Genomic DNA, 15766 nt, shown 5'->3' with positions numbered 1-15766 from the left:
CTCACCGCGATTAATTGCAATCTTAAAAGTTGCAAATATTGGCCTGCAGGCCGCCTGTTTATATCTATCGCGGAATAACAACAATGATTACGAACCGGGTTCGTCAGGGTTTAACCCTCTTAGGGATGGTACTGCTCATCACGCAACTGAGCGGCTGCGATAAAGGTGTGGCGCAAAACGCCGCTCCCCCGCCGCCTGAAGTGAGTGCCGCACCCGTGCTGATCAAACCGGTCAGTCAATGGGATAATTTCAATGGCCGGGTTGAAGCGGTGCAGAGCGTGCAGTTGCGTCCGCGCGTCTCTGGCTACATTGATGCCGTTAACTATCGTGAAGGCGATGAGGTCAGAAAAGGTCAGGTACTGTTTACCATTGATGACCGGAGTTACCGCGCGGCGCTGGAGCAGGCCAAAGCGGAACTGGCCCGGGCGCGCAGTCAGGCGAGTCTGGCCCGCAGCGAATCGGGCCGCAGCGAGAAGCTGATCGGCACGCAGGCGATTTCCCGCGAAGCGTGGGAGCAGCGTCGTTCTGCCGCCAGTCAGGCGCAGGCGGATGTGCTGGCCGCAGAGGCCGCGGTCGATATGGCGCAGCTGAACCTCGACTTTACCCGCGTCACCGCGCCGATTGATGGCCGCGCCAGCCGGGCGATGATCACCGCCGGTAACCTGGTGACCGCCGGCGACAGCGCCAGTGTGTTAACCACGCTGGTGTCGCAGCAGCAGATGTATGTCTATTTCGATGTCGATGAGAACACCTTCCTGAACTATCAGGCGATGGCGCGTCAGGGCCAGCAGCGCCATGCGCTGCCGGTTGAGATTGCGCTGGTCGGCGAACAGGGTTTCCCGCACCAGGGCAAAATTGACTTCCTGGATAACCAGCTGACCGCCAGCACCGGCACCATTCGTATGCGCGCCCTGCTCGACAATCAACAGCGGCAGTTTACGCCTGGCCTGTTTGCCCGCGTGCGTCTGCCCGGCAGCGCGCAGTTCGAGGCGGTGCTGATCGATGATAAAGCGGTATTGACCGACCAGGATCGCAAATATGTCTACGTGGTGGATGGCGAAGGTAAAGCGCAGCGGCGCGATATCCAGCCTGGCGCGATGGTGGATGGTTTGCGCATCGTTAAATCGGGTCTGCAATCCGGCGACAAAGTCATCATCGCCGGTCTGCAAAAAGTATTTATGCCCGGCATGCCGGTCACTGCTCAGCCGGTCGCCATGCGTGCGGCAGCCGCTCAATAACCCGAGGCCGCTATGGACTTTTCCCGCTTTTTTATCGACCGGCCCATTTTTGCTGCGGTGCTGTCGATCCTGATTTTTGTGACCGGGGTGATTGCCATCCCGCTGCTGCCAGTCAGTGAATATCCCGACGTGGTGCCACCCAGCGTACAGGTGCGCGCCGAGTATCCAGGCGCTAACCCGAAAGTGATTGCGGATTCCGTGGCGACGCCGCTGGAAGAGGCAATCAACGGCGTCGAAAACATGATGTACATGAAGTCAGTAGCCGGTTCTGACGGCGTGCTGGTGACCACCGTCACCTTCCGTCCAGGCACCGATCCTGATCAGGCGCAGGTACAGGTGCAGAACCGCGTAGCGCAGGCGGAAGCCCGTCTGCCGGAAGATGTGCGTCGGCTGGGGATCACCACCCAGAAGATGTCGCCGACCCTGACGCTGGTCGTCCACATGTTCTCACCGAACAATACCTACGATTCGCTCTACCTGCGTAACTACGCCACCCTCAAGGTGAAAGATGAGCTGGCCCGCCTGCCGGGTGTCGGTCAGATCCAGATTTTCGGCGCAGGCGAGTATGCGATGCGCGTCTGGCTTGATCCCAATAAAGTGGCGGCGCGTGGTCTGACCGCCTCTGACGTAGTGACGGCGATGCAGGAGCAGAACGTGCAGGTCTCTGCCGGTCAGCTGGGTGCCGAGCCGCTGAAAAAGCAGAGCGATTTTCTGCTGTCAATCAACACCCAGGGACGACTGGAGAGCGAGCAGCAGTTTGGCGATATCATCCTGAAAACCTCGGAAGATGGTTCGCTGGTGCGGCTGCGCGATGTGGCGCGGATTGAGATGGGCTCGGGAAGCTATGCCCTGCGCTCGCAACTGAATAACAAAGATGCGGTTGGTATCGGCATCTTCCAGGCGCCTGGCGCCAACGCCATCGACCTCTCCAATGCGGTTCGCGCCAAAATGGATGAGCTGGAAACCCGCTTCCCCAACGACGTGAAATGGGCCGCGCCTTACGATCCGACGGTGTTTGTCCGTGACTCGATTAAAGCCGTGGTGCAGACCCTGCTGGAAGCGGTCATTCTGGTCGTGCTGGTGGTGATTCTGTTCCTGCAGACCTGGCGCGCCTCCATCATTCCCCTGCTGGCGGTGCCGGTTTCGATAGTCGGTACCTTTAGCGTGCTCTATCTGCTTGGCTTCTCGCTGAATACGCTGAGCCTGTTCGGGCTGGTGCTGGCGATTGGTATCGTGGTGGATGACGCCATTGTGGTGGTGGAGAACGTCGAACGTAACATTGAGATGGGGCTGTCGCCGCGCGCCGCTGCGCATCAGGCGATGCGTGAGGTCTCCGGGCCGATCATCGCCATTGCGCTGGTGCTTTGCGCGGTGTTTGTGCCGATGGCGTTTCTCTCTGGCGTCACCGGGCAGTTCTACAAGCAGTTCGCCACTACCATCGCCATCTCTACAGTGATCTCTGCTATTAACTCGCTGACGCTCTCGCCTGCGCTGGCGGCGATGCTGCTGAAAGATCATCACGCGCCGAAAGACCGGCTGACGCGGATCATTGATGCGCTGTTTGGCTGGCTGTTCCGGCCGTTTAACCGCTTCTTCCAGCGCAGTGCCCATGGTTATGAATCGCTGGTGGGCCGTACGCTGCGTCGCCGTGGCGCCGTGTTTGGCGTCTATATTCTGCTGCTGGCGGGTGCCGGATTTATGTTCCACACCGTGCCGGGTGGATTTATTCCGACGCAGGATAAGCTCTACCTGATTGGTGGCGTGAAGATGCCGGAAGGTTCCTCTCTGGCGCGCACGGATGCAGTGATTCGTAAGATGAGCGAAATCGGTATGCAGACCGAAGGCGTCGCCTATGCGGTCGCGTTCCCTGGCCTGAATGCATTGCAGTTCACCAATACGCCGAACAGCGGCACGGTGTTCTTCGGTCTGAAGCCGTTTAATGAGCGCAAACATACGGCGGCGGAGATCAACGCTGAGATCAATGCGAAGATCGCTCAAATCCAGCAGGGCTTTGGCTTCTCGATTATGCCACCGCCGATTCTGGGGCTGGGCCAGGGCTCGGGCTATTCGCTCTATGTGCAGGACCGGGCGGGTCTGGGTTATGGCGCGCTGCAGACGGCGATTAATACGCTGTCGGGCAGCATCATGCAGACGCCAGGGATGCACTTCCCCATCTCCTCTTATCAGGCCAACGTTCCGCAGCTTGATGTGAAGGTAGACCGGGATAAAGCCAAAGCGCAGGGAGTATCGCTGACCGCGCTGTTCAGCACGCTCCAGACCTATCTCGGCTCGTCGTATGTGAATGACTTTAACCGCTTTGGCCGCACCTGGCGGGTGATGGCGCAGGCTGACGGGGATTTCCGCGACAGCATCGAAGATATCGCTAACCTGCGTACCCGAAACGATCGCGGTGAGATGGTGCCGATTGGCAGCATGGTCAACATTACCACCACCTACGGTCCCGACCCGGTGATCCGCTATAACGGCTATCCGGCGGCGGATTTGATTGGTGATGCCGACCCACGCGTGCTCTCCTCGGCGCAGGCGATGAGTCAGCTCGAAGCGATGTCCGGTCAGCTATTGCCAAACGGCATGAACATCGAGTGGACCGATCTGAGTTATCAGCAGTCAACGCAGGGCAATACCGCGCTGATTGTCTTCCCGATGGCCGTGTTGCTGGCGTTCCTGGTGCTGGCCGCGCTGTATGAGAGCTGGACGCTGCCGCTGGCGGTGATCCTGATTGTGCCGATGACCATGCTCTCTGCGCTGTTTGGCGTCTGGCTGACTGGCGGTGACAACAACGTCTTCGTGCAGGTCGGACTGGTGGTGCTGATGGGGCTGGCCTGTAAGAACGCGATTCTGATCGTCGAGTTTGCGCGGGAGCTGGAGATTCAGGGCAAAGGGATTGTGGAAGCGGCGCTGGAAGCGTGTCGCCTGCGTCTGCGTCCGATTGTGATGACCTCCATCGCCTTTATCGCCGGTACAATACCGTTGATTCTGGGTGAAGGCGCGGGTGCAGAGGTCCGTGGCGTTACCGGTATTACGGTCTTCTCCGGCATGCTCGGCGTGACGCTGTTCGGCCTGTTCCTGACGCCGGTGTTCTACGTCGCCCTGCGCAAGCTGGTGACGCGCCGGTCAGGTAGTGCATCGTCCGTGACGGCGTAAACCGTAAAAGTTAAAAGGGGCGACCGCATGATCGCCCCTTTTTTTGCCTGTAATTCACAGATGCCGGCAGATTCTGCCTTGCAGGTTAGCGCCGCTTCAATCTTTCATTCAGCGTTTCAATGATAAACGCATTCAGCGAGGTTTCATTGATCATGGCGGGTTGCCCGGCGACATTAGCCAGATCAGAATTATTATTCATCTTTGACCTCTAGCGTTCTGCTTGCGGACAGATGATCAGGTACGAATTTCAATCCGGGCTTTGCGTCCCAGCTGAGCCAGCGCCAGCTCCACATTTTCGACTTTCGATGAGTGCTCTACATCCAGTAGTCGATCAACCTGTGGGCCATTCACGCCCAGCTGACGTGCCAGATCGACTTTACGGGTGCCGGTTTCAATCATTGCGTTGTAAAGTGCCGCTTTCATTGCCACCAGTACAGGCACAGAGACAATGTACTCTCCTTCCAGCGGTTTACTGGCAACCGGAATCGGACGACGCGTATCCATCTCGAGAGAGATTGCCGTCACCAGTCCATCTTCGGCTTCTGCAAGTGCTTCCTCAACGGTGTCACCGACGGAATGCAGTAACGGCAAATCACGACACGAGACCTCATAGGTATCGGTTTTGGCGTCATGAGTTAATCTGACGGCATAATTAAACATAGAGTACCTCTCTGATCGGGCTCACAGGCCCAGATCTTTTAAAATTTTTCTGCGCGTACCTTCAGGCATTTCTTTTGCTCCGTGATCCGGAAAAATGGATTGCCTGTCGCCCAGGAAGACCTTGAAATGGCTGCTTCCACTGCGGTGCTTAGTCAAAATAGCGCCCTGCTGAATGAGCCAGCGTCTGAATTCACTGTACTTCATCGCGTTCCCTCGCTGTGTATAACAGCAAGAATAACATTGGTGATAATCAATACAACATTAATGTTGTGATGGATACTGAATTTTCAAATGATTGATCAGGTTCAGCGTGATAACCGACCCCAGGAAAGTGAGTTATTGGCTTATGGCAGATTTGAGGCAGGAAGTTAGTGACCAGCAGGCATAAAAAAAGCCGCTAATCAGCGGCTCTTTTTGCAGAGATCATCAATCTCTTCGGGTTCAGGTTCCGGCACGGCGGTGCAGTTGCTGGTGTCGCGTTTCTTCAGTTCGTTCAGTGCGTCTGCCACGGTGCGTTTTGCCAGCACATCCAGCGACGCCTGCTCGGCTTCATCGGCTATCGACTTGAAGTACCAGCAGAGGTTGGCACTGACCAGACAGCGTGGCGCGACGTCGGGACGCGCGGCCCAGATTTTTTTGTCTTCGATCACGGAGACATAGATATCCCGCAGGGTAATTTCCGCAGCAGGACGGCCCAGATGAATCGAACCGGTACGGCCCAGCGTGGAGACGATAATGCCGTCACGGGTCAGCGGGACCATTAATTTTCGTATGAAACTGGGATTCGCTTCCAGCCCGTAGGCCAGAATCGCGCTGGTAGAGCGTTTTCCCATTTGCTCCGCCATCGCTACGCTCAGAACCATTTGCAAAGCTGTCGGGAAGCGGTAATCAAGCATTTCTTTATCCTGAGTTGCGGTGCATCTTATTGTTTTATTGCCGCATAAGTGAACAATCAATGAGCAATAAATATAACAAACACTGTTGCTTTTTTGAAGCAAACCGGCGGTGACAAGGCACGTATTCACCAAAGGCTGAGGCCCGATAGCACAAGGTGCTTAGCCTGCTAACGGCCCTCTTCCTGCGGAGCAAGGAGAACCGTTCCGTTATGCCGTGTTGGCCGCTGTCGCCGGTAATCGCTGCTTCAGCGCAATAACCAGTACCACGTTAAAGATTGCCAGGGCGCAAAGCAACCACAGCGTCGCCGATGCTCCCATCTTTTCAAACACATATCCACCTATCAGCGGCGTCAGTGCCTGCCCCATCAACGCCGGGCGGGCCATTTTACCCACCACAATCGCATAGGACTCTGGTTTGACCATCGCCAGCGGTAAAGTTCCCCGCACGATGGCACGTAAGCCATTTCCTGCGCCATACAACACCATGCTCAGCAACGCCATCTGCGGAAACAGTGCCAGCAACAGCAAGCCCAGTGCCACCAGCCCGACGGAAAAAAAGGTGGTACGGATGGGATGACTGCGTTTAAAGGCGATATCGACGAGTCGGGATCCCACCTGGCACGGACCAAGTACGGCGCTGATCGCCAGCGCCGAGGTCAGCGTATGGCCACTCGCCTGCAACAAAGCGATAAGCTGCACGGAAATAGCCGTCATGATCACTGACGCCAGGGTAAAAATGGCACACAGCAGCCAGAACAGCGCAGGCGCAATCTCCGCCGTGCCAGGCTGCGGACTCAGTCGTTTCACCGGCCGCTTAGCATGACTGTCGGGTAAGGCAAACAGATAGGCGGGCAGCACGCAGACGACCATCAGTACCGCAATAATCAGCGACGCGTTTCGCCAGCCGAATCCGTGGATTAACAACGCCGTTCCCGGCCAGACCAGCGTGGTGCAGAAGCCAGATATCAGGGTGATACCGGTGATCGCTGCACGCGCCTGACCGCCATAGCAGGTGCCGAGCGTGGCAAATAGTGCGTCATAAAGGCCCATCGCCATACCGATGCCAATAATTACCCAGGCAAACAGAAACAGCGGCAGAGAGTGGCTATAAGCCATGATCACCAGCCCCACCGCCATCACCATCCCACTCAGCGCCAGCAACAGGCGGCCACCGGTACGGGCGATAATTCTGCCAGCCAGCGGTGACAGCAGGCCCGAGACCAGAATCCCGGTCGAGAGCGCGCCATAAATCCACTGCTGTGACCAGCCTGTCTCAGCCGCAATCGGATTCGCCATCACTGCCATCAGATAGAACGACCCGCCCCACGAGAGGATCTGCACCCAGCCCAGGGTAATAATGGCGGCGATACCGGGTTTGTTGTTCTGATTCACAAGCGTTCTCTTGGTTAGCAGGCGAACCGTTTTTATAACATGTTCTGCGATAAGCCAAAATGCGTGATGCCCTTTCGACTGGATAGCCAGGCAGGCCGCACGGTTTTGAGTAAAACACTTTTAGTATGTTGTAACTATATGGTGCTTGCATCCTCGCCAGGCTTCTGCCACATTGTGGACGTTGTAACTATGGAGGCACAACATGACGCGCTACGACTTAGTGGCTGATATGCATCAATGTGTAAATGACCTGGAACTGGCGCTGGGTGAATTGCGTCAGCAGATTGAAGCGCAGCCTCTGCTGATCGCCCGCGTCTTCAGCCTGCCGCCGGTGGTTAAAGGCCGCGAACATGAAGCGATCACCCGGATTGCCGTCGAGCAGCATCTCGGGGAGAGCGCGTTAAAGATGGCGCTTGACCACTACTGCCGCCTGTTTATGCAGCATCAGTCAGAACAGCTGAGCACCAAGGCTGCCGTGCGCTTGCCTGGCGCGCTCTGTATCGAATGCGACGCGCAGCAGGAGGCGGAGATCGGCGCACTGGTCGACGTCATCAATCAGCTGAAGGCACGGCTGGAGCAGCTGATTACGGTGGACTCTGGCCTGCCGAGTGAGGCGCGTTTTGAGTTTGTCCACCAGCATTTGCGCGGGCTGATTACCCTGAATGCCTATCGCACTATCACCCTGCTGAGCGCACCGGATAGCCTGCGTTTCGGCTGGGCCAACAAGCACATTATCAAGAATCTCAAGCGTGAAGAGGTGATCGCCCAGCTGGAAAAAAGCCTGAAGTCGGGACGTGCAAAAGCGCCGTGGTCACGTGAACAGTGGGCGGAAAAAGTGCAGGAGGAGCTGGCAAGCGTGCGCGCCCTGCCCGCCTCGGCACGGCTGAAAATCAAGCGCCCGGTGAAAGTCCAGCCGGTTGCACGCGTCTGGCGCGCGGATGAACAAAAACAAACTCAGCTGGCCTGTCCTTCACCGATTCTGGTTATCTGTCGCGATCGCAGCCAGGTTCCGGTTCTGGGCGAATTGCTTAACTACGATGCCGATAATATTAACCATCGTTATAAACCTGCCGCTGAACCGCTGAATCTTTTGATCCCCAGACTGCATCTGTGGGTCGATTGTCCGATATAAATAATAAAGGCCAGCATTCGCTGGCCTCTGACTCACTCAAACCTTACGACTTCATGCTGCCGACCATCTCTTCCGGACGAACCCAGGCATCAAACTCCTCTTCGGTAAGATAACCCAGCTTCAGCGCCGAGCCTTTCAGCGTCAGCCCCTCTTTGTGCGCCTTCTTGGCAATTTCTGCCGCTTTGTCATAGCCAATATGGGTATTCAGCGCCGTCACCAGCATCAGCGATTCGTTAAGCAGTTGATCGATGCGCTCACGCACCGGCTCAATACCGACCGCGCAGTGATGATTAAAGCTGTCCATGCCATCCGCCAGCAGGCGAATTGATTGCAGGAAGTTATGGATTACCATCGGACGGAACACGTTAAGCTCAAAGTTACCGGATGCGCCGCCCATGTTGATCGCCACATCGTTACCCATCACCTGACAGCAGAGCATGGTCATCGCTTCGCACTGGGTCGGGTTAACTTTACCCGGCATGATGGAGCTGCCAGGCTCATTTTCCGGGATGGCGATTTCGCCGATGCCGCAACGCGGGCCGGAAGAGAGCCAGCGCACGTCGTTAGCGATTTTCATCAGCGAGGCGGCCAGCCCTTTCAGCGCGCCATGCGCATGCACCAGCGCATCACAGGTTGCCAGCGCCTCAAATTTATTTGGCGCAGTGACAAACGGCTGCTGCGTGAGATCGGCCAGCGCCTTCGCCACGCGCACCGCATATTCCGGATGGGTATTCAGGCCGGTGCCTACTGCGGTGCCGCCCAGCGCCAGTTCCGCCACATGCGGAATGCTCTGCTCAATATGCTTCAGGTTATGCTCCAGCATCGCCACCCAGCCGGAAATCTCCTGGCCCAGGGTCAGCGGCGTGGCATCCTGCAGGTGAGTACGGCCAATCTTGACGATATCTTTGAAGGCGTCGGACTTCTGGCTTAAGGTCTTTTTCAGTACCTGAATCTGAGGGATCAGCTGTTCGCGCAAGGCGATAACGGCGGCAACGTGCATCGCCGTCGGGAAGACATCGTTGGAGCTCTGGCTCTTGTTCACATCGTCGTTGGGATGAACCAGCCGCGCCATACCACGCTCGCCGCCGAGGATTTCACTGGCGCGGTTCGCCAGCACTTCATTCATGTTCATATTGGTCTGGGTGCCGGAACCGGTCTGCCAGATCGCCAGCGGGAATTCATCCGCATGCTTGTCAGCCAGCACCTCATCGGCCGCGCTGACAATCGCCTCGGCGCGGTCAGCGGGCAGCAGTCCCAGATCGCGGTTAACGCTGGCCGCGGCGCGCTTGGTCAGTGCCAGTGCATGCACCAGTGCGGTCGGCATTTTTTCGGTTGAGATGCGGAAGTGTTCCAGTGAGCGCTGTGTCTGCGCGCCCCACAGTTTGTCTGCCGGTACGTCGATGGGGCCCATTGAATCTTTCTCAATGCGATTGGCTGCCATGAATACGTCTCCTTCATCTGGTTTTTAAAAGAATGGCCGCCCGGTACGTCATTACGATCGACTGCCGGGCGGTCAGGATAGTAATACACAATAATTTAACATTATCAGAGCTTAGCGTCCTTTTGCGCTGGAGATGTATTTTTACCGGCAGTTTCTGCTTTAATACTGGCAATAATTTCCCGTGATAAAGGGTTATACAATGCAAAAAATGAACAATACGCTGCAAAACTACGCATGGGGCAGCAAAACTGCGTTGACTGAGCTTTACGGAATCGCTAATCCACAGGGGCTGCCGATAGCGGAACTCTGGATGGGCGCACATCCAAAAAGCCCCTCCACCGTGATTGACCAGGGCAGCGAGCGTTCGCTGCGTGACGTGATTGATGCCGCGCCTGCCGCCATGCTGGGCGAAGCGGTGGCACAGCGTTTTGGTGAACTGCCCTTCCTGTTCAAAGTGTTGTCTGCCGATCAGCCGCTGTCGATTCAGGTCCATCCCAGCAAACGCGCGGCTGAAGTGGGCTTTGCCCGTGAGAATGCGGCGGGTATTCCGCTGACGGCTGCTGAGCGTAATTATAAAGATGCCAACCACAAGCCGGAGCTGGTCTACGCGCTGACGCCCTTCCAGGCGATGAATGGCTTTCGCACCCTGACGGAGATGGTCTCACTGCTGGAGCCGGTTGCGGGCGCACATCCACAGATAGCCCATTTTCTGCAGCATCCCGATCAGGAGACGCTGGCCGCGCTCTTCTCTACCCTGCTGTCACTGGAGGGTGAGGCGAAATCGCTGGCGCTGGGCATCCTGAAATCCGCGGTTGATGCACAACAGGGTGAGCCGTGGCAGACCATTCGCATGATTGCGGCAGAGTATCCTGACGACAGTGGCCTGTTTTCGCCGCTGCTGCTGAACGTAATCACGCTGCAACCGGGCGAGGCGATGTTCCTCTATGCGGAGACCCCGCACGCTTATCTGAAAGGCGTGGCGCTGGAGGTGATGGCAAACTCCGATAACGTGTTACGGGCCGGTTTAACCCCGAAATATATCGATATCGCCGAGCTGATGGCGAACCTGAAGTTTGAAGAGAAGCCAGCCAGCACCCTGCTGACCGAGCCGGAGCAACAGGGCAACGCACTGCGCTTCCCGATTCCGGTGGAGGATTTTGCTTTTGCTATTCATACCCTGAACGCAGAGCCACAGCCGCTGGCGCAGCAGAGCGCCGCACTGCTGTTCTGCATTGAAGGCCAGACGGTGATCGCCAAAGGCGAGCAGCAGGTAACGCTGAAACCAGGTGAATCCTGCTTCATTGCTGCCAGCGAATCCCCCGTAACGGTCGCAGGCACGGGCCGACTGGCGCGGGTATTTAACGACTTAGGGTGAAGCGGCTGACGGAGTGTCTGTTAACTGCTATTATTTCAACCTATTAGCTTTTAAACGCCTGCGGGCGTTTTTCTTCAGTCGCTGGGGTAAACCTGCGGCATAAGCGGACTCAAGGATAAGGACGAATCAGCAATGAAAAAGACCAATGTTGCCGTAGGTGTCATCATCGCACTGGGCGTAGTCTGGACTGGCGCGGCATGGTTCACCGGCAAGCAGATTGAAAGCCACAGGGATGAGCTGGTGCAGAACGCCAATGCCCAGCTGAATGCTTATGCCCCTAACAGCCGTCTGAAGATTAGCTATCAGGACTATCAGCGCGGCGTGTTCAGCAGCAAAGTGAATCTGGTGATTCAGGCCAACTCGCAGACGGAAGATAATCCCCTGCTTAAACCCGGCCAGAGCATCATCCTGAACGAAACCATCGATCATGGCCCTTTCCCGTTTGCTCAGCTGACGCATTTCAATCTGATCCCGAGCATGGCGTCGGTTCATACCGAACTGGCTAACACCGATGCGGTGAAAAAGCTGTTTGAGCTGACCGGCAACAAGTCGCTGATTAACGCCGATACCCGTATCGGCTACAGCGGTGCCACCGATACGGCGCTGCGCGTTCTGCCGATTGATTATCAGAATGCGCAAAGCGGCGAGCGTCTTGCCACCAATGGTGGCACCTTCAACGTCAGCGCGGATAACAAAGGCGACAAAGTGTCGCTGGACAGTGACGTTGATAGCCTCGCGCTGACCAGTAAAAATGAGATGGGCCAGCCGGTGCTGTTCACCATTAATGGTCTGAAGCTGAGCGGTAACACCCATCTCAGCCCGGAAGGCGTACGTATTGGCGACCAGTCAGTGGATATTGAGAAGGTCAATGCCAGCATTAATGGTCAGGACGCCCTGACGCTGCACAAAATGAAAGGCACCTCCTCTTTCGATAACAGCGCCGGTAAGATTGGCGGCAATATCGACTACAAGGTTGAAGGCATTCAGCTGCAGAAGCAGGATTTTGGTCAGGCAGCGCTGAAGATGAAACTATCACAGTTTGATGCGCAGGCGGTAAAAGCCTTCTCCGATCGTTACAACGCGCAGATGCAGGAACTGCTGAGCCAGCCTGGCGTCGCGGAAGATCCTATCCGCTACCAGGCGGGTGTGCATCAGATTCTGATGAGCAACCTGCCGATGCTACTGAAAGGCTCACCTGCGATCAGTATCGCCCCGCTGAGCTGGAAAAATGATAAAGGTGAAAGTACCTTTAACCTGAACGCAAATTTCAACGATCCCTCTGCGGTGACCGGCGAAGCCCAGACACTCAGCGCCATGGTTGATCGGGTACTGAAGAGTCTGGACAGCAAGCTGGTCATCAATATGCCAATGGCGACCGAAACCATGCATAAAGTGGGACTGGCTGAAGGATATCAGGCCGATGACGCACAGAAGCTGGCAGATCAGCAGGTGAAAGGACTGGCGGCGATGGGTCAGATGTTCCGCCTGACCCAGCAGCAGGATAACAATATCGTCACCAGCCTGCAGTATACCAACGGTCAGGTGAACATGAACGGCGACAAAATGACGCTGGAGCAGTTCCTCTCCCGCTATATGCTGGGTATGCCGACCAGCGAAGGGATGCCGCAGTAATTCTCTACTCTTCCTTTAAAGGCGACCTCCGGGTCGCCTTTTTTATGCCGAGCCGCGAATAACCAGCTGCGGCGGCATAATCACGTTCTGCCGGGCGGTATCCGGTTGCGCTATCCGTTGCAGGATACGCTCAGCTGCCACACGGCCAATCTCCCGGGCTGAACTGGTGACAAACGTCAGCGGCGGATCGGTCAGTTCCGCCTGCGGTTCATCGCCAAAGCCCATCAGAGCCAGCTGCTGATCGTAATAGCTGTCGACTGCACCCCGCGCGAATGTTCGCCCGGTGCGCAACAGCCCAAAATAGCATCCCAGCGCGGTAGTGGCGTTATAGGCCAGCACGGCAGTCAGCCGCGGATGGTGCTGAAACAGCTGTACCGCCGCGTCAGCCGCCTCTTTTTGCGTGTTACCGCATTCAATAATCCACTCAGGCCGGAACGGCAGCCCATATTGCAGCAGGGTGGCGCAGTAGCCGCCAAGACGTTCTGCCCGGGTCAGTGATGCGCTATGGCCGCCCAGCCAGGCAATGCGCTGATGCCCCTGACGAATCAGGTATTCTGTGGCCAGACGCGCAGCCTGAGCATTATCGGGGCGGATAGCGTCTACCTCCTCCAGGCTACTGGCGCGCGCGGCACAGACTAAGGCCATATTCACCTCTCTGGCCCGCGTCACGATCTGGCTGGCCTTATCGGCACCGCCTCCCAGCACCACGCCATCCACTCCCTGAGCGACCAGTGACTCAAAGCAGCGATGCAGATGCTGTCCCTGGGCGCCGCTCTGCGTCAGGAACAGCAATTTGCCCTGCTTCTCCAGCGCCTCACTCAGACCTGCCGTCATTTCAGCATAAAATGGCTGGCTGAGATCGCGGACGATCAAGCCAATCACGCCACTCTCACCCCCGCGCAGCATGGTTGCCGAACGGTTACGCACGAAACCGAGTTGCTCAATGGCCTCGTTCACGCGCGCCATGGTGGCCGCAGAGATCCGTCCTTTGCCGGATAACACCAGCGATACCGTGGTCACCGACACGCCCGCCGCCGCCGCAACATCATTGATGGTGATTTTACTCATCAGATTACTCAACTGAACTACAACATTAGAAGACAAGGTAAAACGTTACACCTTATGACGTCAGAATTATATCGTCCATGACCTGAAGAGTGTGATTCAGCGCGCATAAGATCCAGGTAAAACGTTTTATCATCCCGCCACTTCACTCAGTGGTCCGTTTATCCAGGAGCGTTCATGTCACCCTCTCACCAAAAAATGTCCGTCTGGGAATTTTTCCAGAGTCTGGGGAAAACCTTTATGCTGCCGGTTGCCCTGCTTTCCTTCTGCGGCATCATGCTCGGGATTGGCAGTTCGCTGAGCAGTCGTGATGTCCTGACCCTGTTACCTGTGCTGGATCAGCCCTGGCTGCAATATCTGTTTCTCTGGATGGCCAAACTGGGATCGTTCGCCTTTAGCTATCTGCCGGTGATGTTCGCCATTGCGATTCCGCTGGGTATGGCGCGCGAGAACAAGGGCGTGGCAGCGTTTGCCGGCTTTGTGGGGTATGCCGTGCTAAACCTCGGCATCAACTTCTGGCTCAATATCCACGGCATTCTGCCAACCACCGATGCCGCCGTGCTGAAAGCTAACAACGTTCAGCCGATCCTGGGGATCCCGTCGATCGATACCGGCATTCTGGGCGCGGTCATTGTGGGTATTGTGGTGTTCTGGCTGCATGAGCGCTTTCATAATATCCGACTGCCCGATGCGCTGGCCTTCTTTGGCGGCACCCGGTTTGTGCCGATTATCACCACGCTGGTGATTGGTTTACTGGGACTGGTCGTCCCGCTAATCTGGCCTTTTTTCGCGCGGGGTATCACCGGATTAGGCTGGATGATTAACAGCGCGGGTGATTTCGGCCCGATGATCTTTGGAACCGGCGAACGTCTGCTGCTGCCGTTTGGCCTGCAGCATATTCTGGTCGCCATCATGCGCTTTACCGATGCAGGCGGCACACTGGATGTGTGTGGCAAGAGCGTGAGTGGTGCCTTAACCATTTTCCAGGCGCAGCTCGCCTGCCCGGAAACCCACGGTTTTGCTGAAAGCGCGACCCGCTTCCTGTCACAGGGTAAAATGCCTGCCTTCCTCGGTGGTCTGCCAGGTGCCGCACTAGCCATCTATCACTGCGCCCGCCCGGAGAATCGTCATAAGATCAAAGGCCTGTTGATCTCCGGCGTGGTGGCCTGCGTGGTTGGCGGCACCACCGAACCTATCGAATTCCTGTTTCTGTTTGTCGCCCCGTTCCTCTATCTGATCCACGCCCTGCTGACCGGCGTTGGCTTCAGCATCATGGCGATACTGGGCGTCACTATCGGCAATACAGACGGCAATATCATCGACTTTGTGGTGTTTGGTGTGCTGCACGGGCTGTCGACCAAATGGTACTGGGTACCCGTTGTCGCAGCGATATGGTTTGTTGGTTACTACCTGATTTTCCGATTCGCCATTCTGCACTTCAATATCAAAACACCGGGCCGCGAAGTGGAAAGTGCCAGTGCGGTTGCGCAGCAGGTCAGCAATGCCGGTAAAGGTAAATCTGGCTATAACTCACCGGCTATTCTGGCGGCACTTGGCGGCGTGGAGAATATTACCTCGCTGGATAATTGTCTGACGCGTCTGCGTCTGACCCTGGCGGATATGAGTAAAGTAGATGATGCGGCGCTGAAAGCCAACGGCGCGATAGGTGTGGTCCATCTTAATCAGACCAGCCTGCAGGTGGTTATCGGTCCACAGGTGCAGTCGGTGAAAGATGAACTGTCACACCTGATGAATGTCCCTGCCTGAAGT

The 15766-nt window shown here is 56.5% G+C and carries 12 protein-coding genes; 6 read left to right on the top strand and 6 right to left on the bottom strand.

Translation table 11 applies throughout. The annotated features are described in order from the left end of the window. Nucleotides 1-83: 83 nt before the first annotated feature. Both PAG01S_RS02690 and oqxB read left to right on the top strand, forming a co-directional pair. Nucleotides 84-1238: an efflux RND transporter periplasmic adaptor subunit gene (locus tag PAG01S_RS02690; RefSeq protein ID WP_010245312.1), complete on the top strand. Its 1155-nt coding sequence runs from the start codon at nt 84-86 to the stop codon at nt 1236-1238. Between the two features lie 12 nt (nt 1239-1250). After that, on the top strand, nt 1251-4403 hold the full coding sequence (gene oqxB / locus PAG01S_RS02685) for a multidrug efflux RND transporter permease subunit OqxB (protein ID WP_062757596.1): 3153 nt from the start codon (nt 1251-1253) through the stop codon (nt 4401-4403). Nucleotides 4404-4637: 234 nt separating this feature from the next. Here the strand turns inward: oqxB and PAG01S_RS02680 are convergent, their stop codons facing one another. The 4 genes from PAG01S_RS02680 to PAG01S_RS02665 form a co-directional block, all read right to left on the bottom strand. Beyond that, nucleotides 4638-5063, bottom strand: a complete 426-nt coding sequence (locus PAG01S_RS02680; RefSeq protein ID WP_010245317.1) for a type II toxin-antitoxin system HicB family antitoxin — start codon at nt 5061-5063, stop codon at nt 4638-4640. A gap of 21 nt (nt 5064-5084) precedes the next feature. Then, entirely contained in the window at nt 5085-5267 is a 183-nt protein-coding gene (locus PAG01S_RS02675; RefSeq protein ID WP_010245321.1) for a type II toxin-antitoxin system HicA family toxin, read from the bottom strand. 197 nt (nt 5268-5464) lie between these two features. Continuing rightward, entirely contained in the window at nt 5465-5959 is a 495-nt protein-coding gene (locus PAG01S_RS02670; RefSeq protein ID WP_010245324.1) for an RrF2 family transcriptional regulator, read from the bottom strand. Nucleotides 5960-6166: 207 nt separating this feature from the next. Then, a complete protein-coding gene (locus PAG01S_RS02665) occupies nt 6167-7351 on the bottom strand; it encodes an MFS transporter (protein ID WP_062757594.1) in 1185 nt (394 codons plus the stop codon). A gap of 202 nt (nt 7352-7553) precedes the next feature. Between PAG01S_RS02665 and tus the strand changes: the two genes are divergently transcribed. Further along, nucleotides 7554-8483: a DNA replication terminus site-binding protein gene (gene tus / locus PAG01S_RS02660; RefSeq protein ID WP_033757557.1), complete on the top strand. Its 930-nt coding sequence runs from the start codon at nt 7554-7556 to the stop codon at nt 8481-8483. Between the two features lie 43 nt (nt 8484-8526). On the opposite strand, the gene fumC is transcribed toward tus, so the two are convergent. After that, the gene (fumC, locus tag PAG01S_RS02655; protein ID WP_010245332.1) at nt 8527-9924 is read right to left on the bottom strand and encodes a class II fumarate hydratase; all 1398 of its coding nucleotides are present in this window, start codon (nt 9922-9924) and stop codon (nt 8527-8529) included. 199 nt (nt 9925-10123) lie between these two features. Between fumC and manA the strand changes: the two genes are divergently transcribed. Beyond that, the gene (manA, locus tag PAG01S_RS02650; protein WP_062757592.1) at nt 10124-11299 is read left to right on the top strand and encodes a mannose-6-phosphate isomerase; all 1176 of its coding nucleotides are present in this window, start codon (nt 10124-10126) and stop codon (nt 11297-11299) included. A gap of 132 nt (nt 11300-11431) precedes the next feature. Next, the gene (locus PAG01S_RS02645; protein WP_062757591.1) at nt 11432-12931 is read left to right on the top strand and encodes a YdgA family protein; all 1500 of its coding nucleotides are present in this window, start codon (nt 11432-11434) and stop codon (nt 12929-12931) included. A gap of 42 nt (nt 12932-12973) precedes the next feature. On the opposite strand, the gene malI is transcribed toward PAG01S_RS02645, so the two are convergent. Next, nucleotides 12974-13999 carry a Mal regulon transcriptional regulator MalI gene (gene malI, locus PAG01S_RS02640; RefSeq protein ID WP_062757589.1) on the bottom strand — a complete coding sequence of 342 codons (1026 nt, stop codon included), beginning with the start codon at nt 13997-13999 and terminating at the stop codon, nt 12974-12976. A 174-nt stretch (nt 14000-14173) separates the two neighbouring features. On the opposite strand from malI, the gene malX reads away from it, so the two are divergent. Then, nucleotides 14174-15763, top strand: coding sequence for a maltose/glucose-specific PTS transporter subunit IIBC (gene malX / locus PAG01S_RS02635; protein WP_062757587.1), 1590 nt, complete (start codon nt 14174-14176; stop codon nt 15761-15763). The last annotated feature ends 3 nt before the right edge of the window (nt 15764-15766 follow it).

The organism is Pantoea agglomerans NBRC 102470 (assembly GCF_001598475.1).
Taxonomy (GTDB): domain Bacteria; phylum Pseudomonadota; class Gammaproteobacteria; order Enterobacterales; family Enterobacteriaceae; genus Pantoea; species Pantoea agglomerans.
Note: the sequence above shows the minus strand (reverse complement) of the source record. Positions and strands in the feature narration are given on the sequence as shown.

What these genes read in the sequence shown, in the direction of transcription:
- PAG01S_RS02690 (WP_010245312.1), top strand. Translation starts at nt 84, where the DNA reads ATGATTACGAACCGGGTTCGTCAGGGTTTAACCCTCTTAGGGATGGTA.
- oqxB (WP_062757596.1), top strand. Translation starts at nt 1,251, where the DNA reads ATGGACTTTTCCCGCTTTTTTATCGACCGGCCCATTTTTGCTGCGGTG.
- PAG01S_RS02680 (WP_010245317.1), bottom strand. Translation starts at nt 5,063, where the DNA reads ATGTTTAATTATGCCGTCAGATTAACTCATGACGCCAAAACCGATACC.
- PAG01S_RS02675 (WP_010245321.1), bottom strand. Translation starts at nt 5,267, where the DNA reads ATGAAGTACAGTGAATTCAGACGCTGGCTCATTCAGCAGGGCGCTATT.
- PAG01S_RS02670 (WP_010245324.1), bottom strand. Translation starts at nt 5,959, where the DNA reads ATGCTTGATTACCGCTTCCCGACAGCTTTGCAAATGGTTCTGAGCGTA.
- tus (WP_033757557.1), top strand. Translation starts at nt 7,554, where the DNA reads ATGACGCGCTACGACTTAGTGGCTGATATGCATCAATGTGTAAATGAC.
- fumC (WP_010245332.1), bottom strand. Translation starts at nt 9,924, where the DNA reads ATGGCAGCCAATCGCATTGAGAAAGATTCAATGGGCCCCATCGACGTA.
- manA (WP_062757592.1), top strand. Translation starts at nt 10,124, where the DNA reads ATGCAAAAAATGAACAATACGCTGCAAAACTACGCATGGGGCAGCAAA.
- PAG01S_RS02645 (WP_062757591.1), top strand. Translation starts at nt 11,432, where the DNA reads ATGAAAAAGACCAATGTTGCCGTAGGTGTCATCATCGCACTGGGCGTA.
- malI (WP_062757589.1), bottom strand. Translation starts at nt 13,999, where the DNA reads ATGAGTAAAATCACCATCAATGATGTTGCGGCGGCGGCGGGCGTGTCG.
- malX (WP_062757587.1), top strand. Translation starts at nt 14,174, where the DNA reads ATGTCACCCTCTCACCAAAAAATGTCCGTCTGGGAATTTTTCCAGAGT.